Source organism: Limnohabitans sp. Rim11 (genome assembly GCF_001269365.1).
Classification (GTDB): domain Bacteria; phylum Pseudomonadota; class Gammaproteobacteria; order Burkholderiales; family Burkholderiaceae_C; genus Limnohabitans_A.
In genome coordinates, this window is sequence record NZ_CXOM01000001.1 from 810,899 (window position 1) to 833,855 (window position 22,957).

At 53.0% G+C, this 22,957-nt stretch carries 26 protein-coding genes; 16 read left to right on the forward strand and 10 right to left on the reverse strand.

Features of this window, described 5'->3' with window-relative positions; translation table 11 throughout:
* Positions 1-22 precede the first annotated feature (22 nt).
* From bchC to AMM03_RS04040, 16 genes are all read left to right on the forward strand, one after another.
* Positions 23-976: a chlorophyll synthesis pathway protein BchC gene (gene bchC / locus AMM03_RS03965; RefSeq protein WP_090129116.1), complete on the forward strand. Its 954-nt coding sequence runs from the start codon at positions 23-25 to the stop codon at positions 974-976.
* Entirely contained in the window at positions 973-1,980 is a 1,008-nt protein-coding gene (locus AMM03_RS03970) for a chlorophyllide a reductase iron protein subunit X (protein ID WP_090129117.1), read from the forward strand. Before bchC ends, AMM03_RS03970 begins: the two co-directional genes overlap by 4 nt.
* Positions 1,981-1,985: 5 nt before the next feature.
* Positions 1,986-3,533, forward strand: a complete 1,548-nt coding sequence (bchY, locus tag AMM03_RS03975; protein ID WP_090129118.1) for a chlorophyllide a reductase subunit Y — start codon at positions 1,986-1,988, stop codon at positions 3,531-3,533.
* On the forward strand, positions 3,530-5,026 hold the full coding sequence (bchZ, locus tag AMM03_RS03980) for a chlorophyllide a reductase subunit Z (protein WP_090129119.1): 1,497 nt from the start codon (positions 3,530-3,532) through the stop codon (positions 5,024-5,026). Before bchY ends, bchZ begins: the two co-directional genes overlap by 4 nt.
* 148 nt (positions 5,027-5,174) lie before the next feature.
* Entirely contained in the window at positions 5,175-5,318 is a 144-nt protein-coding gene (gene pufB / locus AMM03_RS03985; RefSeq protein WP_055360007.1) for a light-harvesting antenna LH1, beta subunit, read from the forward strand.
* 37 nt (positions 5,319-5,355) lie between these two features.
* Positions 5,356-5,580 carry a hypothetical protein gene (locus tag AMM03_RS03990; RefSeq protein ID WP_090129120.1) on the forward strand — a complete coding sequence of 75 codons (225 nt, stop codon included), beginning with the start codon at positions 5,356-5,358 and terminating at the stop codon, positions 5,578-5,580.
* 10 nt (positions 5,581-5,590) lie between these two features.
* The gene (pufA, locus tag AMM03_RS03995) at positions 5,591-5,791 is read left to right on the forward strand and encodes a light-harvesting antenna LH1, alpha subunit (protein WP_090129121.1); all 201 of its coding nucleotides are present in this window, start codon (positions 5,591-5,593) and stop codon (positions 5,789-5,791) included.
* Between the two features lie 84 nt (positions 5,792-5,875).
* Complete coding sequence (pufL, locus tag AMM03_RS04000; RefSeq protein WP_090129122.1) at positions 5,876-6,718, forward strand: photosynthetic reaction center subunit L; 843 nt, start codon at positions 5,876-5,878, stop codon at positions 6,716-6,718.
* A gap of 14 nt (positions 6,719-6,732) precedes the next feature.
* Positions 6,733-7,710 (forward strand): photosynthetic reaction center subunit M, encoded by a 978-nt coding sequence (gene pufM / locus AMM03_RS04005; protein ID WP_090129123.1) that lies wholly within the window; start codon positions 6,733-6,735, stop codon positions 7,708-7,710.
* Positions 7,707-8,771, forward strand: a complete 1,065-nt coding sequence (pufC, locus tag AMM03_RS04010; RefSeq protein ID WP_228764552.1) for a photosynthetic reaction center cytochrome PufC — start codon at positions 7,707-7,709, stop codon at positions 8,769-8,771. Before pufM ends, pufC begins: the two co-directional genes overlap by 4 nt.
* Before the next feature lie 24 nt (positions 8,772-8,795).
* Entirely contained in the window at positions 8,796-9,608 is an 813-nt protein-coding gene (locus AMM03_RS04015) for a hypothetical protein (protein WP_194942752.1), read from the forward strand.
* Positions 9,601-11,133, forward strand: a complete 1,533-nt coding sequence (gene crtD, locus AMM03_RS04020) for a 1-hydroxycarotenoid 3,4-desaturase CrtD (protein ID WP_090129342.1) — start codon at positions 9,601-9,603, stop codon at positions 11,131-11,133. Before AMM03_RS04015 ends, crtD begins: the two co-directional genes overlap by 8 nt.
* Positions 11,130-11,993 carry a carotenoid 1,2-hydratase gene (locus AMM03_RS04025; RefSeq protein WP_090129125.1) on the forward strand — a complete coding sequence of 288 codons (864 nt, stop codon included), beginning with the start codon at positions 11,130-11,132 and terminating at the stop codon, positions 11,991-11,993. The genes crtD and AMM03_RS04025 overlap by 4 nt, the downstream gene beginning before the upstream one ends.
* A 125-nt stretch (positions 11,994-12,118) precedes the next feature.
* Positions 12,119-12,268 carry a light-harvesting antenna LH1, beta subunit gene (gene pufB / locus AMM03_RS04030; RefSeq protein WP_090129126.1) on the forward strand — a complete coding sequence of 50 codons (150 nt, stop codon included), beginning with the start codon at positions 12,119-12,121 and terminating at the stop codon, positions 12,266-12,268.
* Positions 12,269-12,277: 9 nt separating this feature from the next.
* Positions 12,278-12,475 carry a light-harvesting protein gene (locus AMM03_RS04035; RefSeq protein ID WP_090129127.1) on the forward strand — a complete coding sequence of 66 codons (198 nt, stop codon included), beginning with the start codon at positions 12,278-12,280 and terminating at the stop codon, positions 12,473-12,475.
* Between the two features lie 66 nt (positions 12,476-12,541).
* Complete coding sequence (locus AMM03_RS04040) at positions 12,542-13,906, forward strand: PucC family protein (protein ID WP_090129128.1); 1,365 nt, start codon at positions 12,542-12,544, stop codon at positions 13,904-13,906.
* Positions 13,907-14,133: 227 nt separating this feature from the next.
* Here the strand turns inward: AMM03_RS04040 and AMM03_RS04045 are convergent, their stop codons facing one another.
* From AMM03_RS04045 to bchM, 10 genes are read right to left on the reverse strand one after another with little or no spacing between them, the layout of a single operon-like run.
* Positions 14,134-14,346, reverse strand: a complete 213-nt coding sequence (locus tag AMM03_RS04045; RefSeq protein WP_194942753.1) for a hypothetical protein — start codon at positions 14,344-14,346, stop codon at positions 14,134-14,136.
* Between the two features lie 30 nt (positions 14,347-14,376).
* A complete protein-coding gene (locus AMM03_RS04050) occupies positions 14,377-15,441 on the reverse strand; it encodes a phytoene/squalene synthase family protein (protein ID WP_090129130.1) in 1,065 nt (354 codons plus the stop codon).
* Positions 15,428-16,996 (reverse strand): phytoene desaturase, encoded by a 1,569-nt coding sequence (locus AMM03_RS04055; RefSeq protein WP_194942754.1) that lies wholly within the window; start codon positions 16,994-16,996, stop codon positions 15,428-15,430. Before AMM03_RS04055 ends, AMM03_RS04050 begins: the two co-directional genes overlap by 14 nt.
* A gap of 8 nt (positions 16,997-17,004) precedes the next feature.
* Positions 17,005-17,790, reverse strand: coding sequence for a putative photosynthetic complex assembly protein PuhE (puhE, locus tag AMM03_RS04060; RefSeq protein ID WP_090129131.1), 786 nt, complete (start codon positions 17,788-17,790; stop codon positions 17,005-17,007).
* Entirely contained in the window at positions 17,784-18,866 is a 1,083-nt protein-coding gene (acsF, locus tag AMM03_RS04065; RefSeq protein ID WP_090129132.1) for a magnesium-protoporphyrin IX monomethyl ester (oxidative) cyclase, read from the reverse strand. The genes puhE and acsF overlap by 7 nt, the downstream gene beginning before the upstream one ends.
* On the reverse strand, positions 18,863-19,363 hold the full coding sequence (gene puhC, locus AMM03_RS04070; protein ID WP_090129133.1) for a photosynthetic complex assembly protein PuhC: 501 nt from the start codon (positions 19,361-19,363) through the stop codon (positions 18,863-18,865). The genes acsF and puhC overlap by 4 nt, the downstream gene beginning before the upstream one ends.
* Positions 19,360-20,046 (reverse strand): photosynthetic complex putative assembly protein PuhB, encoded by a 687-nt coding sequence (puhB, locus tag AMM03_RS04075; protein WP_090129134.1) that lies wholly within the window; start codon positions 20,044-20,046, stop codon positions 19,360-19,362. The genes puhC and puhB overlap by 4 nt, the downstream gene beginning before the upstream one ends.
* Positions 20,043-20,804: a photosynthetic reaction center subunit H gene (gene puhA, locus AMM03_RS04080; protein WP_090129135.1), complete on the reverse strand. Its 762-nt coding sequence runs from the start codon at positions 20,802-20,804 to the stop codon at positions 20,043-20,045. The genes puhB and puhA overlap by 4 nt, the downstream gene beginning before the upstream one ends.
* A gap of 29 nt (positions 20,805-20,833) precedes the next feature.
* Positions 20,834-22,252: a BCD family MFS transporter gene (locus AMM03_RS04085; protein WP_090129136.1), complete on the reverse strand. Its 1,419-nt coding sequence runs from the start codon at positions 22,250-22,252 to the stop codon at positions 20,834-20,836.
* The gene (bchM, locus tag AMM03_RS04090; protein WP_090129137.1) at positions 22,249-22,956 is read right to left on the reverse strand and encodes a magnesium protoporphyrin IX methyltransferase; all 708 of its coding nucleotides are present in this window, start codon (positions 22,954-22,956) and stop codon (positions 22,249-22,251) included. Before bchM ends, AMM03_RS04085 begins: the two co-directional genes overlap by 4 nt.
* Position 22,957 lies beyond the last annotated feature (1 nt).

A 22,957-nucleotide genomic window follows, 5' to 3' on the forward strand; every position in this document is an offset into this window, starting at 1 on the left:
ATGTAACGCAAAGAATACACACATGAAAGCCACCGCAGTCGTTTTTAACAACCCCAAGCAATTGTCGCTTCAGGCGCTTGACTTGCCTTCTTTGCAGGATGGACAAGTGGAAGTGGCTGTTCAATACAGTGGTATCAGCACGGGCACAGAGCGCATGTTGTGGGATGGCAGCATGCCTCCATTTCCAGGTATGGGCTATCCCTTGGTGCCAGGCTACGAAACAGTCGGTCAAGTGGTGAAGGCCCCTGCAGGCGCCAAGCTCAAAGAAGGCCAAACGGTGTTTGTGCCGGGGGCCAATTGCTTCACGGGTGTGCGCAGCTTGTTTGGTGGTGCTGCTTCACGCTTGGTGGTGTCGGATCAAAAAATTCTGCCGGTGGCCAATGAGTTGGGCAGTGATGCTGTGCTGTTTGCATTGGCGGCCACGGCATATCACGCGGTTTCTGGTGGTGGCAATCAAGAACCCTACAACCCACCCGATTTGATCATTGGCCATGGTGTCATGGGTCGCTTGTTGGCGCGCCTGACTGTGGCTGCAGGATTCCCACCGCCCACAGTTTGGGAAACCAACACCGAGCGTGCCAAGGGCGCTGAAGGCTACAACGTGATTCATCCTGATGATGACAGTCACAAGGCCTATCAGGCTATTTACGACGTCAGCGGTGACGCCTCCTTGCTCGACAAATTGATCCAAAGAATCCGCCCTGGTGGCGAAGTGGTTCTGGCTGGTTTTTACAAAGACGATTTGAAGTTTGCCTACGCGCCCGCCTTCATGCGTGAAGCTCGCATTCGCGTGGCAGCCGAATGGAAACGTCCCGATTTATTGGCTGTCAATGAATTGGTCAACAACGGACAACTTTCACTCAAAGGTTTGGTCACACATGTCCAAACCTCAAACTCTGCCACCGTTGCGTATGAGACCGCGTTCGGTGATGTTTCTTGTCTCAAGATGGTCCTTGATTGGAGCGCACACGCATGAACACACAAACTACCACCGAGCACACCGTTCAATTTGTTGATCGACTTCGCAGTGAGGCCTCAGAACCTCTGGAGCCCATCAGCACCAAAGAGGTGACCAAGGAAACTCAAATCATTGCCATCTACGGCAAAGGCGGTATTGGTAAAAGTTTCACGCTGGCCAACCTGAGTTACATGATGGCGCAGCAGGGCAAAAAAGTTTTGCTCATTGGCTGCGATCCCAAAAGCGATACCACCAGCTTGTTGTTTGGTGGCAAGGCTTGCCCCACCATCATTGAAACCTCTTCACGTTTGAAACTGGCCGGTCAAGCCGTCAGCATCAGCGACGTGTGCTTCAAGCGCGATGGCGTGTTTGCCATGGAGTTGGGTGGCCCAGAAGTGGGTCGTGGCTGTGGTGGTCGCGGCATCATTCACGGTTTTGAAACGCTTGAAAAATTAGGCTTCCACGATTGGGGCTTTGACTATGTGTTGCTCGACTTTTTGGGCGACGTGGTGTGCGGTGGCTTTGGTTTGCCTATTGCCCGCGACATGTGCCAAAAAGTAATTGTGGTGGGCAGCAACGACTTGCAGTCCTTGTATGTGGCCAACAACGTTTGCTCTGCCGTGGAGTACTTCCGCAAGTTGGGTGGCAATGTGGGCGTGGCCGGTATGGTGATTAACAAAGACGATGGCACTGGCGAAGCGCAAGCCTTTGCCGCCAACGCCGGCATTCCAGTGTTGGCAGCAATTCCTGCCAACGAAGACATTCGCCGCAAGAGTGCCAGCTACGAAATCATTGGCAAGCCCGACAGTGAGTGGGGCTCCTTGTTTGCTGACTTGGCCAAGAACGTGGCTGAAGCACCACCGATGCGTCCAAAACCACAAACTCAGGATGAGCTGTTAGGTTTGTTCAGCGCCGACACCGTTGGTCGCAACGTGGTGTTGGAACCTGCCACCTTGTTTGACATGGTGGGCAAAAACGAAGTCATCAAGCCCAGCCTCGAAGTTATTTACGACCAGGCCTAAGCACCATGGCACGTACCATCCCTATTCAAGCTGTGCCTGCCCAAGCAGCGCAGGCGCCTGCAGATGGCTTAGGCTGTCATGCGGGTGCAGACCAAATGCTGGAAGCTGCTCGCAGCGCTGGCAAGTCAGAGGTGCTGGACCAATACGCCAAAGACTATCCCCGTAAAGCCGATGCGGGCCCGCACGATCAACCGCAAAGCATGTGCCCAGCGTTTGGCTCATTGCGCGTTGGTTTGCGCATGAAGCGCACCGCCACTATTTTGTCGGGCTCTGCATGTTGTGTGTATGGACTCACATTCACATCGCATTTTTATGGCGCCCGCCGCAGTGTGGGCTATGTGCCCTTCAACTCCGAAACACTGGTCACTGGCAAACTGTTTGAAGACATTCGCGAAGCAGTGCATGCTGAAGCCGATCCCAACAAAGTTGACACCGTGGTAATCATCAACTTGTGCGTCCCCACCGCCAGTGGTGTGCCGCTTCAGTTGTTACCCAAAGAGATCAACGGCGTCCGCATTATTGGCATCGATGTGCCAGGCTTTGGTGTACCCACACATGCAGAAGCCAAAGATGTGTTGGCTGGCGCCATGCTCAAGTACGCACGTGAAGAGGTCATGAATGGCCCTGTGGCGTCGCCTAAGGGTGGACGATCAGCAGTGCCTACAGTGGCCTTGCTGGGTGAAATGTTCCCTGCCGATCCCGTCATCATTGGTCAAATGCTGGCGCCGATGGGCTTGGCCGCAGGTCCTGTTGTGCCTACCAGAGAATGGCGCGAACTGTATGCGGCGCTTGACTGCTCAGTAGCTGCTGCAATCCATCCGTTTTACACCGCCAGTGTGCGTGAGTTCCAAGCAGCAGGTCGTCCCGTTGTTGGTTCTGCACCTGTGGGTTTAGAAGGCACGCAAGACTGGTTGCAAAACATTGGTATTTCGGCTGGTATTGCCCAAGACCAAATTGATGCCGCACGCAATCAACAACTGGGCGCCATGCGCGGCTTGTTGTCGCAAAAGCCCATCAAGGGTCGCATCACGCTCAGTGGCTATGAAGGCTCTGAGTTGTTGGTGGCCCGATTGCTGGTGGAGTGCGGTGCCGACCTGCGCTACGTTGGCTCGGCTTGCCCCGCCACACCTTGGAATGAACACGACAGGCAATGGTTGGCAGCACACGGTGTGCAAGTGCAAATGCGCGCATCGCTTGAGCAAGACATGGCGGCCGTTCACGAGTTCCGCCCCGATTTGGCCATTGGCACCACGCCCTTGGTTCAAGCGGCCAAAGAACTCAGCATTCCTTCTTTGTATTTCACCAACCTAATTTCTGCACGCCCCTTGATGGGTGTGGCAGGTGCGGGTTCATTGGTGCAAGTGGTGCAGTCTGCCATTGGCAACCAACACCGCTTTGACGAAATGAAAGCCTTCTTCGGTGAAGTGGGTTTAGGCCCGAACGCTGGCGTTTGGGAGTCTGTGCCTGTCGATCGCCCTGAGTTCAAAAAAGAAACTCGCCGCTTGCTTGAAAAGCAGATTCAAAAACGCAAATCGGAGGCGATGGGAACATGAGCGCCGTCAAGTCTCCTCTCATTTTGGACCATGACCGTGCAGGCGGTTATTGGGGCGCCGTGTATGTGTTCACCGCCATCAAAGGTTTGCAGGTGGTCATTGACGGCCCAGTCGGCTGCGAAAATTTGCCAGTCACCTCGGTGCTGCATTACACCGATGGCTTGCCACCGCACGAGTTGCCCATTGTGGTGACGGGTTTGGCAGAAGAACAATTGGGCCGTGAAGGTACTGAAGGTTCCATGAAGCGTGCGCATGCCACGCTAGACCCTGATTTGCCAGCTGTGGTGGTGACAGGCTCCATTGCCGAAATGATTGGTGGTGGCGTGACGCCAGAAGGCACCAACATTCAGCGCTTCTTGCCCCGTACCATTGACGAAGATCAGTGGCAGTGTGCCAACCGCGCCATGTATTGGTTGTGGAGCGAATATGGCCTGCGCAAAATTCCAGCACGCAAGCCTTTCAGTGAAAGACCTGCGGGCGAAAAGCCGCGTGTGAACATCATTGGTCCATCTTATGGCACCTTCAACAGTGCCAGTGATTTGGCAGAAATTCGCCGCTTAATCGAAGGCATTGGTGCCGAAGTCAACATGGTGTTCCCATTAGGAAGCCACTTGGCCGATGTGCCCAAACTGGCCGATGCCGATGTCAATGTTTGCATGTACCGCGAGTTCGGCCGCATGCTGTGTGAAGCTTTAGAGCGCCCCTATTTGCAGGCGCCCATTGGCTTGCACACCACCACGCGTTTCCTGCGCAAGCTTGGGCAGATGCTCGAGATCGATCCCGAGCCCTTCATCGAACGAGAACGTCATACCACGCTCAAACCTCTTTGGGATCTATGGCGTTCGGTGACGCAGGACTTTTTCAGCACAGCCAGCTTTGCAGTGGTCGCAGGTGAGACCTACTCAAGAGGGCTGAAAAACTTTTTGGAAGCCGAGATGGGCTTGCCTTGCCGCTTCAGTGTGTCGCGCACAGCTGGCAACAAAACGGATAACGCCAAGGTGCGTGAGTTGGTGCACACCCAAACACCGCTGATTTTGTTTGGCAGCTACAACGAGCGCATGTACATGAGCGAAATGGCAGGCCAAGGCCCCATGAAGCCCGCCTACATTCCTGCTTCGTTCCCTGGCGCCATCATTCGGCGCCATACCGGTACGCCATTCATGGGTTACAGCGGTGCAACTTACCTGATTCAGGAAGTCTGCAACGCTTTGTTTGATGCCTTGTTCCATATTTTGCCCTTGGGCACCGACATGGACAAAGTGGAAGCCACCCAAGCCCGTGGCTTGGTCACGCCCAATGCCACATGGCAAGACGACGCACAAACCTTGCTGCGTGAATTGATTCAGCACCAACCCGTGTTAGTTCAGATCTCTGCCGCCAAACGTTTGCGTGATCAGTCAGAACAAATTTCTCGCATCACAGGCGGCGAAACCGTGACGCGTGAACATGTTGAAGCAGCGGGTCATGCCTTGGGCATGGGAGTCACTGCATGACGCACAGCTTGAAAGTTGATCGTTTGAATACAGGCCACATCGCAGGGTGCGATGGGTCAAACCAGATGTCGTGGCCTTCGGGTTGCGGCTGCCTATCTGCGCGGGCTGTGCGCACTTTGGCCGCAAGGCCGTATTGAAGGGAGCAAATATGTCGAATAAGGCATCCATTTCAGGACTGTCCGACGAAGAAGCTCAGGAGTTTCACCACTACTGGATGCAAGGTGCAGTGGGCTTTACGGCTGTGGCTGTATTGGCACACATCTTGGTTTGGGCGTGGCGACCCTGGTTCTAAGTTAGATATTTTTTCATCCGATTGAAGGAGAAACTTCATGAGATCAACACCGTCACTCAACTCTGTGCAGTCAACTGAGACTGAATCAAAGGCGTACTGGACCATCTTCATGGTGGGCTTTGCGTTTTTGTTTGTGCTGGTTCTTTTGGGAAATATTTTTGGCATTCATTGGCGAAATTATTTGCCCGGTGCTGAAGACGCAAAGAGCATGAGCCAAGGTGTGAAATCTGCGGTTTATACCTTCATGTCCCACATCATTTAGGAGATACATCATGTGGCGAATTTGGCGACTTTTCGATCCCCTGCGAGCCATGGTGGTTCAAGGGATTTTCTTGTTTGGACTGGCAGCAATGATTCACCTCATTTTGCTCAGCACCAACAAATTTAATTGGTTAGACGGTGCAAAGAAACCTGTTGCAACATCGGCGCAAAACTCGCCAATGCCTGCTGCGGTTCCTGCTGCAAAGTCTTAATCGGATTAAAGAAGTACGGGTGCTGTTTGTGTACATCCTGCGCAAATAGCACCTGATTGAGTTTTAAAAGCTGGAGACCGAACCATGGCCATGCTGAACTTTGAGAAAAAATATCGCGTCCGAGGTGGAACCTTGGTGGGCGGGGATTTATTTGACTTTTGGGTCGGTCCTTTCTATGTGGGCTTCTTTGGAGTCACCACCATCTTTTTTGCGTTCTTAGGAACGGCCATGATTTTGTGGGGCGCCTCGCAAGGACCTACTTGGAATCTGTGGCAAATTAACATTGCACCTCCAGACATCTCTTATGGTCTTGGCTTTGCCCCTTTGCTTGAGGGCGGCTTGTGGCAACTCATCACGGTATGTGCCTTGGGCGCCTTTGTCTCTTGGATGCTGCGCGAAGTTGAAATTTGTCGAAAGCTAGGCATGGGCTATCACGTGCCGTTTGCATTTGGCGTGGCGATCTTTGCTTATTTCACCTTGGTGGTCATCCGCCCTGTGTTGATGGGTGCATGGGGGCATGGTTTCCCTTATGGCATTTACAGCCACTTGGATTGGGTGTCTAACGTGGGTTATCAGTACCTGCACTTTCACTACAACCCCGCACACATGATTGCGGTGAGCTTCTTTTTTGCCAGCGTGTTTGCCTTGTCATTGCACGGTGGCTTGATTTTGTCTTCTACCAATCCTGCACCTGGCCAAACCGTTCGCACGCCAGAGCATGAAGACACATTCTTCCGCGACATCATTGGTTATTCCATCGGTACCTTGGGCATTCACCGTTTGGGTTTGTTCTTGGCCTTGGCAGCCGTTCTCTTCAGCGCGCTGTGCATTGTGCTCAGCGGTCCGTTCTGGAGCAAAGGCTGGCCCGAATGGTGGAGCTGGTGGCTCAACCTTCCCATCTGGTCGCAGTGGCCGGTGACTAAATAAACAGGAGCGGAATCATGGCGCAATATCAAAACCTGTTCACCACGGTTCAAGCCATTGGACCCGTTCACGACGGCGTGCCACTGGGCAAGGGCAACAGCCCACGTGTGGGTCAGCCCATGCTCAATTATTGGATTGGCAAAATTGGCAATGCACAACTCGGCCCCATTTACTTGGGCGGCTTGGGCATTGCATCGCTCATCTGTGGCTTGATTGCCTTTGTCACCATCGGCTTCAACATGTTGGCCTCGGTCAACTACGACCCCATTCAGTTTGTTCGCCAGCTTTTTTGGTTGGCCCTTGAGCCGCCACCCCCCAGCTACGGTTTGCAAATTCCACCGCTGAATCAGGGTGGTTGGTGGCTGATCACGGGTATTTTCCTCACGGCTTCCTTGTTCTTCTGGTGGGCACGCACTTATCGTCGTGCCCGTGAACTCGGCATGGGCACTCACATTGCTTGGGCCTTTGCAGCAGCCATTTGGTTGTACCTGGTCTTGGGTTTGTTCCGTCCTATCTTGATGGGCTCATGGGGTGAAGCCGTTCCTTATGGCATCTTCCCGCACCTTGATTGGACGGCCGCTTTCTCATTGAGATATGGCAACCTGTTCTACAACCCGTTCCATGCGCTGTCGATTGTGTTCTTGTATGGCTCTGCCTTGTTGTTTGCCATGCACGGCGCCACCATTTTGGCGGTGACACGCTTTGGCGGTGAACGCGAGATTGAGCAAATTACCGATCGCGGAACAGCTTCTGAGCGCGCTGCATTGTTCTGGCGTTGGACCATGGGCTTTAACGCCACGATGGAATCGATTCACCGTTGGGCTTGGTGGTTTGCGGTGTTGTGTCCTATTACCGGCGGTATTGGTATTTTGTTGACCGGTACCGTGGTGGACAACTGGTACTTGTGGGCCATCAAGCATGGCGTAGCACCACCTTACCCAGAGGTTTTCCCTGCGGTGATGGATCCTTCTTTGGCGACAGGAGTTAAGCCATGAATCATTCAATGACAACAGGCTCAAAAGTATTGAGCAGGGGCTTTCATGGCTTGCTGCTTATCTTGGTGGCCATGCTTTTATCTGCCTGTGAAAAACCCGTGCAGGAATCTGTGCAACGCGGCTTTCGCGGTACAGGTATGGTGCAAATTTATAGCCCTAGCACCGTCGAAGAAAATGCAGAAAAGAACACACCACCGTTTGCGTTGCCTGCAGGTGATCCATCCGGTCCTAAGGCTTCCCAAGTTTATAAAAATGTGAAGTTGTTGGGCGATTTGAGCGTGGGTCAATTCACGCGCTTGATGGTTTCTATGACCACTTGGGTGGCACCTACGGAAGGCTGTACTTACTGTCACAACCCCGTTAATTTTGCGGAAGACACCAAGTACACCAAAGTGGTGGCGCGTCGCATGATTGAAATGACCCGCCACATCAACAAAGATTGGCAACCCCACGTTAGCACCACAGGCGTGACATGTCACACGTGCCACCGCGGTCAAGCCATTCCTCAAGAGATTTGGTTCAAAGCCAATCACCAGCCTTATGGCTCCAACTTCATGGGCGACAAAGCAGGTCAGAACGAGCCTTCTAAAGTGGTGAACTTGAGTTCATTGCCCAATGACCCGTTCACACCATTTTTGTTGGGCAAAGAAAACATTCGCGTGGGTGCCACCACAGCCTTACCGGCTGGCAATGTGCAGTCCATCAAACAAGCCGAGTGGACTTATGGCTTGATGACGCACATGTCGACATCCTTGGGCGTCAACTGTACGTATTGCCACAACACCCAATCCTTTACCAACTGGAAGGGGAACCCGCCACAGCGCGTGACGGCTTGGTACGGTATTCGCATGGCACGTGATTTGAATTTGGCTTACATGGAGCCTTTGACAGACACTTTCCCCGCGCATCGCAAGGGCGAAACGGGTGACGTTGCCAAAGTCAATTGCGCCACTTGCCACCAAGGTGCCTACAAGCCCTTGAATGGCGCCAAGATGGCCAAAGACTTTCCTGAATTAGGTGGGCAAGCAGACGCTGCGCCCACCACGGTTGCTGCCAAGTAAAGCAACCCCCACACCATCGCCACTATGACCACGCTTGATCTTGTCAATACAGACGTATCAGGCGTGGTGGTGGTCGTTTTGGTGGACTATTTGCGTCAGTACCGCAGTTGGGGATGGATGCGCCTTGTGGCGGGTCCGGCTGCCATCAAGCAGGTGCCCGGTTTGTTGTTTGCCAAAGTGATGGGCAGTGGTCATGGCGGTGGTTTTAGCATTCGCCCCAGTCCTTCGCACCAAGGTGTGATTTGCCGCTTTAGAAACGTCGACTCTGCACTCAAATTTTTGCAAGGCCCCCATGTGAGTGGCATGCGAGAAAAAGCGCGTGAAAGTTGGTGCGGTCTGTTGGCCGTGACATCGGCTCGCGGCTCCTGGGATCAATCAAGTTGGCCCTTGACCGATGAGTTCAGTCGCAAGTATGGCGATGTGTTGTCACCCAACAAAGAACAGCCTTTGGCCGTGATTACCCGTGCCAGCATCGTGCCCTCTAAGACCATGTCTTTTTGGCGGTATGCGCCCGCTGCACAAGCTGATTTAAAAGACTCAAAAGGCTGTTTGTTGTCAATGGGCTTGGGTGAGATTCCGCTGGTGAGGCAATGCACTTTCAGCCTTTGGAAAGACAAATCGGCCATGCGCGATTACGCCTTCCAAGGTGCGCACCAAACGGCCATCACTGCGGCCTACCGCAATGATTTCTTTTCAGAATCCATGTTCGTGCATTTGCAAGTGCTGGGGATGAGCGGCCATTGGATGGGACAAGACTTTGGCGATGACTTGGCTTTGAACCAGTCTTCAGCCAATGGGTCATCCCATGTTCAAGACAAAGAGGTGGCGCATGTCTAAGCGGCGTGTGGTCATCATTGGTGCAGGCATGGGTGGCCTGACCAGTGCTTTGCGCTTGTCGCATCATGGCTATGACGTCACGGTGTTAGAAGCTGCATCCGTACCAGGCGGCAAGGTGCACACCCGAGAAGTAGCGGGTGCCAAAATTGACAGTGGCCCCACCGTCTTCACCATGCGTTGGGTCTTTGAAGAGCTCTTTCAAGAAGTCGGCAGCAGTCTGTCACAAGAACTCACGCTGACACCTTTGACTGTGTTGGCTAGACACTTCTGGCCCGACGGTAGTGCCTTAGATTTATCTGCCAACGCGCAAGAGAGCGAAGCCAATATAGAGAAATGGTCTAGCCCTTCGGAAGCCTTGTTGTTCAGGAAGTTTTGTCAAACAGCACAAGACACCTACAACAGCTTAGAAGGCCCCGTTATTCGATCGCCTCGCCCCAATATGTTGTCGCTCATGGGCAGTTTGGGTCCGCGCGGTTTGGGGCAGTTGGCACAGTTGGGTCCCATGCGAACGCTTTGGCAGCAAATGTGTTTGCAATTTAAAGATGAGCGTTTGCGTCAGTTGTTTGCGCGGTATGCCACCTATTGTGGTTCGTCCCCTTGGGAGGCGCCCGCCACGTTGTTGTTGATCGCGCAAGTTGAAATGGCAGGCGTTTGGTCAGCCAAAGGTGGCATGACCGCATTGTCCAATGCCTTGATGCGTTTGTCCCAAGCACGCGGTGCCGAATTTAAATTCAACGCGCCTTGCCAACAAATTTTGCAAACGCAGGGTCGTGTCTCAGGCGTGAAGTTGAGCACAGGCGAAGTCATTCCCGCAGATGCGGTGGTTTTCAATGGCGATGCATCCGCATTGCGCGAGGGCTTGCTGTCAGATGATGTGCGGCAGGCTGTGCCAAGCAAAGCGCCTCCGCGCTCGCTGTCAGCTTTGACTTGGTCGGTGTATGCCAAAGCGCAAGGCGTTGAGTTGGATCGTCACAACGTCTTTTTCCATGCCAATTATTCCAGCGAGTTTGAAGACATCTTCAAGCATCGCCAATTGCCACATCAACCGACTGTCTATGTGTGTGCACAAGATCAGCCAGGTCATGTTTCTCAAGATGAACCGCAGCGACTGCTTTGTTTGGTCAATGCACCCGCCGTGGGCGATTCGAACGTGTTGAATGAGGAGGCCTTAGCCCAATGTCAAACAGAAAGCTTCCAACACCTAGAGCGGTTGGGTTTGAAACTGGAAATTACGCCTTTCAACACGGTGCGGACCAGTCCCACGGAATTTCATCAGCGCTTTCCGGCATCGGCGGGCGCGCTGTATGGGCAGGCAACACACGGATGGACCAGCCTGTTCTCTCGTCCTGGATCGAAAACGCCCCTGCCGGGCCTGTTTCTGGCCGGGGGCAGCGTGCACCCGGGACCTGGCGTACCCATGGCAGCGATGTCCGGACGATTGGCGGCAGAGGCACTTATGGCCAGCCACAGTTTGACCAAGTTGTTCCCCCAAACGGCTACCTCTGGTGGTACATCGATGCGATGAGTGACGATGGACAACACGGTATGACGCTCATCGCATTTGTGGGAAGTGTGTTCTCACCCTATTACGCATGGGCGCGGCGCTCAGGCCAGGCCGATCCTGAAAATCATTGCGCCTTGAATGTCGCCATTTACAGCAAAGGTGCCAGTCGCTGGGCCATGACCGAGCGCGGCAGAAATAGTTGCAGCAGAGACAAAAATGAATTTGTCATCGGCCCCAGTTACATCACGTGGGACGGCGATTCTCTGCACATTGAAATCAATGAAATTTCAACCCCTTGGCTCAAAAATATCCAAGGTGAAATCCGAGTGTGGCCCGAACAGATGTTTAACTTTTCTGTCCCCATCGATCAACAGGGCTCACACCGTTGGGGGCCACTGGCGCCTTCAGCCAGGGTCGAGGTCAATTTGACCGAACCCAATTTGAGCTGGAAGGGTCAGGCCTATCTGGATTCCAACGAAGGCGATGAACCCATCACGGAAGCATTTCATGTCTGGAATTGGTCGCGCGCCAAGATGAAAGACAACAGCAGTTTGGTGTTCTACGACATGGCTTGGCCGGGACAAGAAGACAAGTTGTTGTCGCTTCGTTTTACGCCCCAAGGACAAGTTGAGCCTCTACCTGCTGCACCCATTCAAACCATGCACAAAACAGCTTGGCAAATTGGCAGACGCATGCGCAGTGATGGGCCTGTTGAGCTTCATGAACAACTCGAAGACACGCCTTTTTACCAACGTGCATTGTTGAAGTTTTCGTATGCCGGCGAAAAGCTTTTGGCTTTTCACGAGACCTTGTCGGTGCCTCGATTGTTGTCGCCTGTGGTGCAGGCGATGCTCCCATTTCGAATGCCAAGGAGAGCTTGAGTGTTGAACTCGCTTTTCCGTCATTCAATCACGCTGCTTTTGCAACGTGATGTTCCGAATTCTGGGTCAACCGACCCTGAATACCCTCGTGCGGGTTGTGCACGTCTTCCTCCTAGGAGAATGCTATGTCATCTGACAAAGTAGGGCCCAGCGGTTTGACCGAGGCCGAATCAGAAGAGATTCACCGTAATCTCATCCAAGGCACACAGATTTTCGGCATGATTGCCGCATTTGCTCATCTGTTGGCCTATATCTATTCACCCTGGCTTAAGTAAGGAGACACCATGATTTACGCAAAAATGTGGACCGTGGTCAAACCTTCAGTCGGTATTCCAGTGTTCATTGCTGCTGTGGCGATTGCCTCATTCAGCGTGCACTTGGCGCTGACGCTTAACACCACTTGGGTGAAAGGCTTTTTGAATGGCGGTGCAGGTAAAGTCGTCGCGGCGGCACCTGCAGCAGAACCTGCTGTTAAAAAGTAACGGGGTGATTCCCGACGAAAGACCAAGCGCTTTACCGCGCTTGGTACTTTCTTTTGATTTTTTCAAATGAACAGAACTCGTTCTAGCAAAGTAGTTTCTTGGGCCAGTCAGCTGGGCCCACGGTTTTTGCCGTTCGCCGACGCCGCCAGTGAAGATTTGCCACTGTCCCGTTTGTTGCGGCTGTCTTTGTTTCAAATTTCAGTCGGCATGGCCATGGTCATGCTGGTGGGGACTCTCAATCGCGTCATGATTGTCGAGTTGGGTGTGCCCACAAGTTTGGTGTCTTTCATGGTGGCCTTGCCCTTATTGATCGCACCCTTCAGAGCCCTCATCGGTTTTCAATCGGATCATCATCGCTCCCATTTGGGGTGGCGCCGCGTGCCCTACATTTGGATGGGTACCTTGATGCAGTTCGGCGGTTTTTCTATCATGCCTTTTGCCTTGTTGGTGTTGTCGGGTGCTGGCCAGTCAGCCCAGGCGCCGCAATGGGTGGGGCAGTTTGGTGCTGCTGTTGCGTTTATTTTGGTAGGGGTTGGTATGCACACCACCCAAACCGCTGGATTGGCTTTGGCCACTGACTTGGCGCCTCAAGACAAACAAGCCAAAGTGGTGGGCCTCATGTATGTGATGCAGCTCTTTGGCATGATGGGCAGCGCGCTTATTTTGGGTGACCTGTTGGCCGATTACAGCCCAGGCTCATTGATTCGAGTGGTGCAGGCAGTGGCTGTGGTGACTTTGGTTTTGAATGTGATTGCTGTCTGGAAGCAAGAGGCGCGCAGTCGCAAGCGCCAACCTGGTACGCCGCTTGAAGAAAGCTTCCAACACTCCTGGAAAATGTTTTGTGAAGGTCCTCATACCGTCCGCCGGCTGTTTGTGGTCGGCTTGGGGTCGATGGCTTTCACCATGGAAGATGTCTTGTTAGAGCCCTATGGCGGAGAAATATTGAAGCTCAGCGTCTCATCGACCACCCTGTTGACATTCACGTTGGCTTTGGGCGGCTTGATTGGATTTGCCTGGGCATCGCGTGTCATCACAAGAGGGACAGACCCTTATCAAATGGCCAGCTGGGGCGCATTGACAGGTTTGCCAGCCTTTGTGTGTGTCATTTTGGCGGCGCCCATGATGTCAGTGCCCCTGTTTGTACTAGGCATATTTTTGATTGGATTGGGTGGTGGCCTCTTTGCTCACGGCACACTGACAGCCAGTATGAACTTGGCGCAGCCCGAGCAAACGGGCTTGGCCATTGGGGCCTGGGGTGCTGTGCAAGCCACTGCTGCAGGCATCGGAGTGGCCTTGGGTGGCGTGCTGCGTGATGGCGTGGCACAATGGTCGGATTCTGTGACCGGTTATACAACGGTCTATAGCATTGAAGTCGTGATGCTAATTCTCACCCTGGTGGCCATGCGGCCCCTACTTCGAAATTCACGTTAATTGAAAATTGGTAAAGGAAGATACGATGCAAACGACTCACATTCTCATCATCTTGTACGTGGTGTTCTGCCTGTTCTTTTTGGCGAACTGGTTCAATCGCCCCCGCAAATAAACTCAACACACTGAGCGTCAGTGTATGACGCAGTTGAAACTGGTGGGTCTACTCAAGACAAACCTATCAAGTTGATTGCCATGCAATCAACTTGATGTGCTGGCAGTCAAGACGCTTAATGCGCCGCTGACTTGTTGGCCTGCATGGCCTTGAATTTATCAATCGCCATTGTGGTGACCTTGTGCATGCCCATGCACGCCACCAGCGCAGCCCCAAACACATAAAAATAGCCCGTGTCACGGTATTGAATCAATCCCACCAACGACAGCGTGGCCCAAAAGGTCCAAAAGAAAGCACTGACAACGTTCAGTCCGCTTTGAAGTTTCATCATTTTCTCCTTGATAAATTTCTAAATGCATTAAGAGTGAAGCCGCTGACGTCCTTGCAGACGTTCGTTTTCACGCCGTTCTAATAAATCGAAAACCCAAGCAACGCGTTGCGGCATGGCCCGATTGGGAAAATAAGCACCGGCCCATTGCGCGCTGGCTTGGGTGTCTTGGTTGCGCAAGGCCAAAAATTGAATGGCCTGGAGTGGCAATGGGGGCGTTTCGGCGGTTCGAATCCAAGCCGCCTGCGTCCAAGCAGAAGCCAGCAAAACCAACTTGCGTGTGGTACTGACCACAGTCCGGGTTGAAACTGAATCTAGGCCATCACGTTTCAACTGAACACCAATTTCGCGGTAAATCATGCTGGCTGCCAAAATGGCAGACCGACAATCTGGGGGCAAGGCGGCAATGCCAGGTTGGGCTTGTTTGTAAAGACGATCTGCTTCTTCAAGCAATCGGGCCACAACGATCTTGATACCTGCAGTTATTTTGGGATTTTTGAGCCAAACTTCAGGCTGAACGCCAGCTTCTATTAACCACCTTCTTGGTAAATAGATACGGCCCAAGGCAGCGTCTGCACCCACATCACGTGCAATGTTGGTCAGTTGCATGGCTACACCTAGCTCGCATGCTCTTTCTAGCGTCTCGGTATTTTGAGGTCCCATGATCCAACACATCATGGCACCCACACTGCCGGCTACTCTTGCGGCGTAATCGTGGACATCTTCAATGCTGTTGTAGGTTCTGCCTTTGGCGTCCCATGCAAAGCCTTCAATCAAGGCATCTAAGAAATGTCGTGGCAACTCGTATTGCTGAACCACCACGCTCAGCGCTTGATCTTCTACATGGTCTTGGGGTGTGCCTGCATAAATGGCATCCAATCGTTCGCGCAAAACATCCAAAGGTGCTTGACCGGGTTGTGCTTCGTCAACCAAATCATCGGCTACGCGGCAAAAGGCATACAGCGCAATGGATGCCTTGCGAATTCGGGGTGGCAACAAACGGCTAGCAGCAAAAAATGTTTTGGAGCCGCCCTTCATCATGGCCACACAGGCCTCCAAATTGGCAGTGTTGGACGCAGGCTTAAACTGAAACATGGGGAACCACCGTTTCAAGGGCCTTGGCCGACATCAAGACGCCGGGTACACCCGCGCCAGGATGCGTGCCTGCGCCCACCATGTACAAACCGGGAATGTCTTCGCTGCGGTTGTGAGGGCGGAACCAGGCACTTTGTAAAAGCAAAGGTTCAAGACCAAATCCAGCACCTTTGTAAGACCACAAGCGGTCGTGAAAATCTTGGGGCGTGCTCACTTTGGAGGTGACGATTGAATCGCGCAAGCCGGGCAACACGCTTGCCTCTAAAGCTTCTGCAATCGCTGCGCGATAGGTTTCGGCAAAGCTGGCCCAATCGGTTCCGCTGTCTAAATGCGGTACTGGAGAAAGCGCATAAAAAGTGTCGTAGCCTTCAGGTGCCAAAGAGGGATCCGTGGCAGTGGGGCGGTGCAAGTACAAGCTGAAGTCTTTGGCCAGATGATGGCGTTTAAAAATATCGTTCAGCAACTCTTTGTAGCGGGGCCCCAGCACCATCATGTGATGAGGCACGTCGTGGTATTGCTTGGAAGTACCAAAGTACCAAACAAACAATCCCATGGAATAGCGGCCGTTTTCGATCTTGCGATTGGTCCAATGGCGGCGGTGTTGTGGTGCGACCAAATTTTTGTAGGTCCAGGCTGTGTCGGCATTGCTCACCACAATGTCGGCAGCAATGAATTCACCGGAGTCAAGTTCAACGCCACAGGCTTTGCCGTTTTCTATGCGAATTTGCGTAACGGGCGCATTGAGACGCAATTGAATGCCACGCGATTCGAGCAAGCCCACCATGGCCTTGACGATGGCGCCCGTGCCGCCCATGGCGGAGTGCACGCCCCAGGTTCGCTCTAAAGAATTGATCAAGGCGTAAGCTGCCGTGACAGAGAAAGGATTGCCACCAATCAACAAGGGGTGGAAGCTCATCACCGTCCGCAGCTTGTCGTTGCTAAAGTGTTTGGCCACCAAGGTGTAGATGCTGCGCCATGCGCCCATTTTGAGGAAAGAGGGGATGGCTTTGATCAAGTCGCCCAAGGTGTCAAAGGCAATGGAGCCCAAGCCTTCAAAACCCAGGGTTTTACAGCGCTCTGCATCTTGCACAAAGTCCAAATACCCTTGCACATCTTCTGGACAAAAACGCGCTACTTCGTCTAGCATTTTGGCTTCGTCGGCACTGTAGTCAAACCATGTGCCATCGTCAAAGCGAATTCTGTAAAACGGGTCCATGGGGACCAGCGTCACATCATCCTGAAACTTCTTGCCGCACAAAGTCCAAAGTTCTTCCAGTAAAAATGGCGCTGTGATGATGGTAGGACCCGCATCAAAGGTAAAGCCATCTTGACGGTGCACATAGGCTCTGCCACCAGGCGCATCCAACTTTTCTAAGACCTTGACTTGATAGCCCTTGACGCTCAGGCGAATGGCTGCTGCCAGACCGCCAAAGCCACTGCCAATGATGACTGCCATGGGCCTTGGATCTGAGTTGCCGCCATTGCCGTTACTGCCGCCTGGCTGCCGAGAGTGCAGGCCAGGATGCGAAAAACCATTGGCGTTGAATGCGTTCATGGAGGGCCTTAATGTGGGGTAGTGAGTGGTGTTTCCACCGAGGATTGGCCCATGGCCCAACCCCAAAGCCGCTCAAGTGGCAATGGAAAAATCATGATGAGGTGCTCAACAATGGCCAAGCCCAACAGGGTTGCCAGCATGACCCACCCAGTGGTGATGGCCATGGCGCCTTGCTGTGCTTGCCAAACCAACCAACACCAGGTGCCAATGGCGGCACTGATGGAAATCACAAACCAAGGCGTGATAAGCCTGGTTCTGAAATAACTGGCCAAATAAACCAAATGCGAAGGTAAATATTGCGCGCCGTTTTGCGGCACACCAAAGTACAAATTCAGCTTGGCAGACAGACGCATGAACCACAGCAAGGCATAGGTGCAAAGCGCCACGTGGTTGGGCTGGTCTTTTTGCATCAGCCACAAAATGCCAAAGTTGAGGAGCAAGGCCACTTCATGGTGAAGCATGACTTGCACAGATTCTTTAAAACGTTGCCAGCCTTGAGCACCCTCGGTCAGTGCCACTTTGCGAGGACCCGTGATCCAACCCGTCAGGAAGGCCAACTCGTGCCAACCCCACATCACAATGACACTGCCAAAGGCCAAGTAAGCATTGGCGACGCTGACTTCGCGCATGCTTTCATAAACGCCCTTGAAACTCAAAATCAAGAGCATGGTCCAGCCCAGCAAACTCCATCTGAAGCTTGCAGGGGGCAGACGATCGAGCCACAAAATCACGCCCGTGCCAAACCACCAGCACATGGCTGTGAAAACACAGGCCCAAACGACGTCAATTACCATGCGGGTTCCATGCGAACTTGCGGCGACAAGTCTTGTTGAATGACCGGCATCATGTACAAGCCTGCGAAGGTCACAAAGGCCTTGGCTGCGCAAACGCCTTGCTGCAATTTACCGACAACGCCACCACGGGCTTTGGCTTTTTCCATGGCTTGTGAAATAGCAAACAAGCGCTCTAGACCCCGACGGAACTTAGGGTTGTCGGTGTCAAGGGCCAAGGGAAATACTTGTTGCGTGATGGCTGTGGTGATGCGGAACACTTGATAGTCGTATTCGCTAGAGTCCAAGCCCATGGCTTCGTGCAACATGGGACGTGTGTGGTCACGCACATACATGGTGGCATAGACCGCCAACAAGAAAAAGCGAATCCACAACTTGTTGCCACCGCTGAGCAGTTTGGGATTGGCGCGCATGATGAGCGCAAACGATTCACCATGACGGAACTCGTCATTGCACCAGAGTTCAAACCAACGGAAGATGGGATGGAAACGCTTTTCGGGATGCTTCTCTAACTGGCGGAAGATGGTGATGTAGCGTGCATAGCCAATCTTTTCGGACAGGTAAGTAGCGTAATAAATGTATTTGGGTTTGAAGTAAGTGTATTTTTTGGTGCGCTTCAGGTTGCCCAAATCAATGCCCAAATTGAAATCACGCAACGACAAGTTGATGAAGCCAGCATGGCGCGATTCGTCGCGGGCCAAGTAGGTCATCAGTTGTTTGATGTCGGGGTTGGTCACGTTCTTGCGAATTTCGTTGTACAACACACACCCAGAAAACTCAGAGGTGAGGGAGCTGACCAAAAAGTCCATGAACTCTTGGCGCATCTCGGGCGAGAGCTTGGCCATGTTGTCGCGCACTTCGTCTGCAAAGGCGGCATCACGCTGAAAGTGATCGTGGTTGTTGTCGCCCTCGTACTCGGCCATCATCCGGTCCCACTCTGCGCGGACAGGCTCAATGTTGATGCGGTCCATGGCTGCAAAGTCGGTGGTGTAAAAGCGGGGGCTTATCAAGTCGTCGTGAACCGCTTTTTTGTTAGCGTCTTCAATGGTTTCGATGCTGCGGACGGCATTGGCGTTCATCGTGAGCTCCTGTTATTTTCTAAAATTTGAACGTTCTGTAGAGGCGTCAAGCCTGCCTTTTGCAATCCTGCAAAGACGGATGCATTGCTTGGACCAAAGGCTTCTAAATCAATTCTTTGTTGGGTGCTGGGGTCGAGCAAGGTCAAACGACCATCGGCGCGGCCCAGCAATTGCATGGGTGCATCAGGGCCGATGTTTTGACGTTTACGTTCACGAACCAAAGCACGCAAGGTGCTTCTCAAGAAGCCTTGTTCACCTTCAAATTGGGCAATCTCGGTTTGGCTCTGTGCATCTTTCACAATCACACTGCCTTGAGGTCCATCGGCAAATACCAAATCACGCTGCCAGACGGTGGCTGCATCTGCTTGCTTGTCCGAAATGCCTTGCCATCTTGCAAAGCCAATGGCCAACAAGATCAACAGCAGCATGCTGCCGATCAATTTGACGGCCAATGGCAGTGTGGGGTTGGGCACAGGCAAAGCAGTTTGGGAAGTCATGCCATTGCGCCTTGTGGTGCGCTGCTGTGGCTGTCATTGGCAGGCCTTGGTGCTGAGACGCCCGTGACAATTTTTTCAGCTTGGTGGTGTTCTTGCCATACTTTGAACAGCAATTCACTGACCTGCTTGCCGTTAGGGATGCAACGCAAAGTTGGCTGGGGGTGCTTTACATGCCAGGCTTTTTGATGGGGCCACAGATGAGCCCAGCCGATACGGTCTTCTGAATAAAGCTCCAAAGCAATGTCTTGACAGCCATCCGCATAATCTTTGGCTGAAGCGCCTGCAATGCGGCGATAAGGCAAGTTGAAAGTCAGTGTCAACACAATACCAATGCGCATCACGACGCGCTTGTTGGTGAAGGTGTAGAGCGAACTCTTACCCGCAAACCATGCGCAAGTGGTCAGCAAGGCCAGTGCCAATGATGCCATTGAGAGACTCACCACAATAGGCACAATCAACTCTCGGCCAACAAGGCCGTCACCCCAAAGGTGCGTGAACTGAACGCCGACCATCAAGGCAAAGTAAATAGCAATTTTGCGGACATGAAAGGCATGCACAGCCAACTGTTTCCAGTCAGGCGTGCCTTGCCACACGATGGTTTCACCGTCTGGCAATGTGGAGGGCAAGCCTGGGGCGGCTTCCCATTCATGTTCGTGAGTGGCACTGACGGTTCTGGCTTTCACAGCAGGGGCTCCTGACGCTCAGGGGTTGCATACAAAGTGCCTGCACCAAAATACGCTGTGATTTTTTCTTCTTCTAACAAAGTAATTTGATCTGGCGATTTGGTTTGCGGCACATTGGCAAATTGGTGTGCCAACAAAGCGTGCACATGAATGCCTTGCGGCTTGATCCTGGCAAAGTTCATGGGCAACAAGACAGTTTTTTCAGAGCCTTCCAATTTCACTTCGATGTAACGGAAGACCATTTCCATGCGGTCGACCCAAAGTTCTACCACATGGCCTGCCACATTGCGATCGGCACCCACAACGGCTAAGCCGCGTGGCTCTGTGTCTTGATGGGCCACCGCAAAATCGGGCGCCAAACGCAATGGCACAATTTTGGGAGCACCGTGTTCCATGTCGGGGACATCGGCACGCATCGCCCAGGCACCAGGACCTACACCGGCCAACAAGGGATCGCCCACGGGTTCAATCGGGGCGCCATTCCATTGTGTAGTTGGTTGTGCGCTGTACTGACCGTCTGGGCGGTTCAGATCGGGTGACAAATATGTATGGCCATCCATGGTCTTGTAAGCAACTGGGGAGGGCACGGGCGGCCAGCCTTCCTGCTTGGGACCGTTTTCACGGCCTGAATCCATGGGATAACCCTCGCGGTGATTTTCACGCAAGAGGTAATAAATCAGGCCGGCGAAGAACGCCCAAAAGATGTAAAGCACAATTTGTGCAACGTCGACATACTGAGTAATAGCGCCTGTTTCCATAAGACTGCTCCTTGTTAAATCAATGCAGATCAGTTTGGCAATTCAGCCAAACCAAATTTCAAAATAGGTTGAGAAGGTTCGTGTCGACTTTTCTTGAGCAAGGGGCCCAAGGCAATCAACACCACAAATAACAAATACATTTCCAAGTGATACACAAAGCTGTAACCCGTGATGGGTGAGTTCAGGGCTTCACCCAAACGGCCCGACAAAGCCATCTCTGTCACGAGGTCGCGCACAGCGCCGCCCATGGCCATGGCAGCACCCGTGGCAGTGGCTTGGACGGCACCCCAGGTGCCCAAAATCAATCCACTCATGCGGGTGTTTTCAAAAGACATGGCCGTGACCAGCATGCCCACTGAAAACAAACCAGAACCAAAACCAATCAAGACCACACCTGTTCTAAACATGGCCACTGACTCGGTGGGTGCAGCAAAAATAACCAATGCAAATGCGGGCAAGCCAATCAAGACGCCAAAGCTGGCCAAGCGGCAGGCATGCCATCCGGAAGCCAGCCATTTGGCAGACAGACCAAAGGCCACCAATGAACCAATTGCGCCTAATGCTGTTAGTGAACTGGTGTTGCCCACGTTGAGGCCCAATATTTCAGCACCATAGGGCTCTAAAACGATGTCTTGCATGCTGAAGGCAAAAGAGCCCAAGCCCACTGTCCATAAGAAGCGACGCATTTGCGGCATGGCAATGAGTTCTTTCCAGCTGGCGCTGAAGCCACCTGCTTTGCGTGCACCGCGTTTGGCCTGACGTGATTCTTGTTTCCACATCGACACAAGATTGATCACAATGACCAGCACCGCAGAGCCTTGAATGACTTGAATCATTCTGAGGGGGGTGAAGTCGGATAAGAACAAACCGTACAAGACGCTGCTCAAAATCATGCCCAACAGCAACATGCAATACAGCAAGGCCACCACGCGCGGACGTTTGTCTTCTTGTGCCACATCGTTGGCCAATGCCATGCCTGCCGTTTGGGTCACTTGCAGGCCAGTCCCAATCATGATGAAAGAAAGCCCTGCACCCAGTTGGCCGAGCAACAAGGTTTCGGGCACAGCTTCAGCCAACAGCAGCAAGGCGAAGGGCATGACTGCCAGGCCGCCAAATAACAACAAGCTGCCGGTCCACAAATAAGGAATACGTCTTAGACCCAATGCCGAAGGGTGAGTGTCACTGCGATAGCCAATGAGGGTGCGAAGCGGTGCAAACACCATGGGGATGGCCACTGCCATGGCCACCCACCACGCGGGCACATGCAGCTCCACAATCATGACGCGGTTCAGGGTGCCCACCATCAAAGCCATGATCATGCCAATGACCAACTGGAACATGGACAAACGCAGCAACCTGCCCAAAGGCAGGTCGTGCGAAGCCGCATCTGCAAACGGCAAAAAGCGCGTTGCATAAGCAGACATCCATGCTGGCATTTTCAGGCTCATGCGCGTGTCCACTCCCAGGCTTGTGAAGTGTAGAAACCACTGGCCACGCGTTGCATGCGGCCGCCTTGCCATTGCGTCAACTCGGGGTGAGTGTCGAGCTTATGAAGCAAAGCCGAATGGGCCACAGGTGACAAAGAGGGCGAACGATCAGAGCTTGGGAAAAGTCGGCCCATGCTGTGCATCAATGCAAGTAAAGGGGTGCGTGGTGCAAAGGTAAATACCATAGAGCCACTGGTGCGTTGGCCCAATGCAGCCAATGCATCGGAAATCTGATCGCAGTTGTAATGGATCAAAGAATCCATGCACACCACATGATCAAAGTGACCTAGATCTGGGCTGAGCATGTCGCCCGACAAAAACTCAATGCTGCCAGTCAAGTTGGGGTGATCGCTGGCCACACGCTCGCCGGCCAGCTTGACCAGGGTAGGCGACAAATCAATGGCCACCACTTCTGCACCGCGAAGCGCCGCTTGAACGGCCAATGCGCCTGTGCCACAACCTGCATCTAAGATGCGTTTGCCATTTAAGTCTTCTGGCAACCAAGACAGAAGGGTGTTACGCATGGTGTCGCGACCTGCACGAACGGTGGCGCGAATGCGTCCCACAGGTTCGTTGGAGGTGAGGCGAGCCCAGGCGTCAGCAGCCGTGCGATCGAAGTAATGTTCGATCTGGCTGCGACGTTGTTCGTAAGCGCGAGTGTTCATG

Bases quoted from the DNA above. Each gene is read 5' to 3' on its own strand.
- pufL (WP_090129122.1), top strand. From the start codon at position 5,876: ATGGCCATGCTGAACTTTGAGAAAAAATATCGCGTCCGAGGTGGAACC.
- AMM03_RS04045 (WP_194942753.1), bottom strand. From the start codon at position 14,346: ATGAAACTTCAAAGCGGACTGAACGTTGTCAGTGCTTTCTTTTGGACC.
- pufB (WP_055360007.1), top strand. From the start codon at position 5,175: ATGTCGAATAAGGCATCCATTTCAGGACTGTCCGACGAAGAAGCTCAG.
- puhE (WP_090129131.1), bottom strand. From the start codon at position 17,790: ATGGTAATTGACGTCGTTTGGGCCTGTGTTTTCACAGCCATGTGCTGG.
- acsF (WP_090129132.1), bottom strand. From the start codon at position 18,866: ATGAACGCCAATGCCGTCCGCAGCATCGAAACCATTGAAGACGCTAAC.
- AMM03_RS03990 (WP_090129120.1), top strand. From the start codon at position 5,356: ATGAGATCAACACCGTCACTCAACTCTGTGCAGTCAACTGAGACTGAA.
- bchM (WP_090129137.1), bottom strand. From the start codon at position 22,956: ATGAACACTCGCGCTTACGAACAACGTCGCAGCCAGATCGAACATTAC.
- AMM03_RS04055 (WP_194942754.1), bottom strand. From the start codon at position 16,996: ATGAACGCATTCAACGCCAATGGTTTTTCGCATCCTGGCCTGCACTCT.
- bchY (WP_090129118.1), top strand. From the start codon at position 1,986: ATGGCACGTACCATCCCTATTCAAGCTGTGCCTGCCCAAGCAGCGCAG.
- pufB (WP_090129126.1), top strand. From the start codon at position 12,119: ATGTCATCTGACAAAGTAGGGCCCAGCGGTTTGACCGAGGCCGAATCA.
- AMM03_RS04035 (WP_090129127.1), top strand. From the start codon at position 12,278: ATGATTTACGCAAAAATGTGGACCGTGGTCAAACCTTCAGTCGGTATT.
- bchC (WP_090129116.1), top strand. From the start codon at position 23: ATGAAAGCCACCGCAGTCGTTTTTAACAACCCCAAGCAATTGTCGCTT.
- puhC (WP_090129133.1), bottom strand. From the start codon at position 19,363: ATGACTTCCCAAACTGCTTTGCCTGTGCCCAACCCCACACTGCCATTG.
- AMM03_RS04050 (WP_090129130.1), bottom strand. From the start codon at position 15,441: ATGTTTCAGTTTAAGCCTGCGTCCAACACTGCCAATTTGGAGGCCTGT.
- pufA (WP_090129121.1), top strand. From the start codon at position 5,591: ATGTGGCGAATTTGGCGACTTTTCGATCCCCTGCGAGCCATGGTGGTT.
- AMM03_RS04040 (WP_090129128.1), top strand. From the start codon at position 12,542: ATGAACAGAACTCGTTCTAGCAAAGTAGTTTCTTGGGCCAGTCAGCTG.
- bchZ (WP_090129119.1), top strand. From the start codon at position 3,530: ATGAGCGCCGTCAAGTCTCCTCTCATTTTGGACCATGACCGTGCAGGC.
- AMM03_RS04025 (WP_090129125.1), top strand. From the start codon at position 11,130: ATGAGTGACGATGGACAACACGGTATGACGCTCATCGCATTTGTGGGA.
- pufM (WP_090129123.1), top strand. From the start codon at position 6,733: ATGGCGCAATATCAAAACCTGTTCACCACGGTTCAAGCCATTGGACCC.
- pufC (WP_228764552.1), top strand. From the start codon at position 7,707: ATGAATCATTCAATGACAACAGGCTCAAAAGTATTGAGCAGGGGCTTT.
- crtD (WP_090129342.1), top strand. From the start codon at position 9,601: ATGTCTAAGCGGCGTGTGGTCATCATTGGTGCAGGCATGGGTGGCCTG.
- AMM03_RS03970 (WP_090129117.1), top strand. From the start codon at position 973: ATGAACACACAAACTACCACCGAGCACACCGTTCAATTTGTTGATCGA.
- puhA (WP_090129135.1), bottom strand. From the start codon at position 20,804: ATGGAAACAGGCGCTATTACTCAGTATGTCGACGTTGCACAAATTGTG.
- AMM03_RS04015 (WP_194942752.1), top strand. From the start codon at position 8,796: ATGACCACGCTTGATCTTGTCAATACAGACGTATCAGGCGTGGTGGTG.
- AMM03_RS04085 (WP_090129136.1), bottom strand. From the start codon at position 22,252: ATGAGCCTGAAAATGCCAGCATGGATGTCTGCTTATGCAACGCGCTTT.